2 protein-coding genes are annotated in these 2,741 nt (G+C 60.3%); both read right to left on the bottom strand.

What is annotated here, in order from left to right:
* Positions 1-1,457: PAS domain S-box protein (locus PSV43_RS17570; protein WP_300200283.1), on the bottom strand; the 1,457-nt coding region annotated here is incomplete at its 3' end.
* Positions 1,458-1,526: 69 nt separating this feature from the next.
* Positions 1,527-2,741, bottom strand: a 1,215-nt coding sequence (locus PSV43_RS17565; RefSeq protein ID WP_300200280.1) for a hypothetical protein, incomplete at its 5' end; no start/stop codon positions are given.

Raw genomic sequence — 2,741 nt, 5'->3', positions numbered from 1 at the left:
TCGTAGGATGTGCCATGGTCAATCGCGGCCTTCACGGCTGCACGGATAATGGGGCGTGCTATCGGGGCGTAGAAACGGATCGCTTGTTCGACGGTGGGTGCTTTGGCGGTTTCGATTTCGAACAGCCGGCAGGTTTCGAGCGACCAGAACAACTTTTTGGAGGCCACCTCCAGCTCCCAGCCGCCGATCTTGGCCATTTCTCCGGTGCGCTCTAGGAGGTCTGTGGTGCGGGCCAGCGACTGCTCCACCTGCTTGCGCTCCGTAATGTCCTGCATGATGGCGATGTGCCGCGAAGGGGGCTCGCCTTTTTTCCACATGGGTGAAACCGTGAGATTGATCCAGGTGACGCTGCCATCGGCATGAAGGTGGCGCTTCTCAAGGGTGAAGGTGGGGATCTTGCCGGCCTTCAGCTTCTCCATCTGTTCCAAATTTGCCGGCAAATCGTCTGGATGGGCGATGTGCATGAAGGTCGTGGCCATCATTTGCCTGTGTGTGAGACGTGCGATGTCGCAGGCGCGTTGATTAACGTTGAGGAAGCGTCCGGTGTTGCTGTCGATCAAGGCCACGCCGACGGCGGCCTGCTCAAATATGGCACGAAACTGCGCATTGCTCTCCTGCATGGCGGCCTCTGCGGCTCTGCGTGCGGAAGTGTCTGTCAGCAGCGCCAAGGCTCCCACATAGGCCCCCTGGCTGTTGGTGATGGGGTTGGTGGAGACAAACGCCCACAGAGGGGTGCCGTCTTTGCGCATGTATTTGAACTCGAACTGAGCTGAAATCCCTTTCTTGCGGTTCTTGATGTGTGTGGTCAGCAGAGCCTTGCCCTCATCATCCAGAAAGTCGCTGATCGGGTGTCCGATCATTTCTTCCGCTTTGTAACCCATCATTCTGGCCATCTTGGGATTGACGTAGTCGGTGAGGGAACGGGCATTGATCGTCCAGATGCCTTCCTCGGCGGTCTGCACGATACTGCGGTAGCGCTCCTCGCTCTCATGCAGCGCCATCTCCGATTTGCGGCGTTTGGTGATGTCATTGATGCTGCCGGAAAGGTGCGTCACACGACCCTTGTCATCCATGATCGGGGTCACGGAAATTTTACCGTATTTGATGCCTGAAGGATGAGAGTAGGTTTCATCCCAGCGAACGGTCTGACGGCTGCGGATGGATTGGCGGCACTGCTTTAGCGCGCGTGAGCAAGACGGCTCCGGGATAATTTGTTCGATCTGCTTACCGATCACCTGCTGCTGCCGCAGCCCTATGGCGGCGAGAAAACGTTGGTTGGCAGCGTTGAAGCGCAGTTGCTGACGCGGCTCCACTGCGAGACTGAAGAGCGCTGCATCAACGCTGTTATAAATCTGCTCCAGTTGTTCGGTGGTAGCGACAGATGCGCCTCTCTGGGGGAGTGGTGCAGCAGCGGCCATGTCTTTGCGCCTGAGCTTCGTCTGGGGAGATTTTTTCATATGAAAAAAAGCAGTCGCTCCAGATCATATCCATGACGCGGGCGCTAAGCAAGCAGGATGGCAGGCCGTTCACACCACGACGGCGCTTGCAGCAATCTCGGCAGCGAGCCCGGGAATCTTCGCGAGGGTCCTGGCGGGAGTGTCGCGCAGAGCCGGCACATGCAGGGTGTCTTTTCCTAGGCTATGGAGAAGGCGGTCCAGTGCCTGGCCGAATGCGGTGACGGCGGCGCTTTCCTCTGCCGCGTCATGGCGCAAGCCGTTGAGCAGCGCCACGTGCTCGTAGCGCTGCAGCCATTCACTGGCGCGCGGACGGTAGCGCTCAATGATCAGGCGCATGAGGCTTTCGGCGGAGCGGGGCTCAGCTTCGCGCAGCACCTGATACATGAGGCAGCGGGCGACATCTGCCGCAGCGGTGATCAGCCCGGGCTCGTTCACCCCGATCTGGTCATGAGCGAGGCTGCGGTGGCGGTGCTCGAAATGAAAGCCAAGATCCACCTGGCACTGCTTCTCGCCGGGCAGATGGCGGAAGGCTTCGCAGAGAATGGCGATTTCCAGCCCCCAGCCACCGGGCAGGCTGAAGCGTTCCAGCGCCTGCATGTCGGCGGCAAATTCGCCCGAGAGTGGGTAGCGGTAGCTGTCGAGATGTTCGAGCAGCGGCTTCGAGCCCAGCACATCCCGGCAGGCCTGGATGAGGGGGAAGATCAGCAGCCGTGTCACCCGGCCATAGAGCCGGTCCGACACACGGCTGTAGTAGCCTTTGGCAAAGCTGTAGCCCATGCGCGGATGAAGCAGGGGATAGCAGAGCCGCCAGAGAAGATCGCGGCTGTAGTTCAGGATGTCCGTGTCATGGCTGACGATGACGCCGCCAAAACCGCGTGCATGCAGGTAGGCGATGCCCATCCAGATATTGGAGCCCTTGCCGGCATGCGGTCCGGCGAGTCCGGCCTGGTCCATGCGTTGATAGACCTGCGTGAGCTGCGGTCCGTCGTTCCAAAGCACGTGGGCGGTCTTGCCGCGTAGATTTTTGCGGATCAGCACCAGCGCGCGCTCGTGTTCGGCGGCGTCCATGCCATTCATGCTGAGGATCACCTCGGAGACGTGACCGGCCTGGGATACTTCTTCCAGGATGCGGGGCAGGGCAGGGCGCTCGCATTCGGCATAAAGCGCGGGCAGCAGCAGCGCCACCGGTTTGTCCCGTGCCCAGTCCAGCATCTCGGATTCGCGTGCGGAACTGTCCGCATGGGCCAGGTGGTGGAGGGTGGGCACGCGCGCGTGCTGATAAAA

Origin of the sequence: Prosthecobacter sp., assembly GCF_029946185.1 — a bacterium.
In the GTDB taxonomy this organism is placed as follows: domain Bacteria; phylum Verrucomicrobiota; class Verrucomicrobiia; order Verrucomicrobiales; family Verrucomicrobiaceae; genus Prosthecobacter.
The sequence above is the reverse complement of the archived record's forward strand: the minus strand, read 5'-3'. Positions and strand labels throughout refer to the sequence as shown.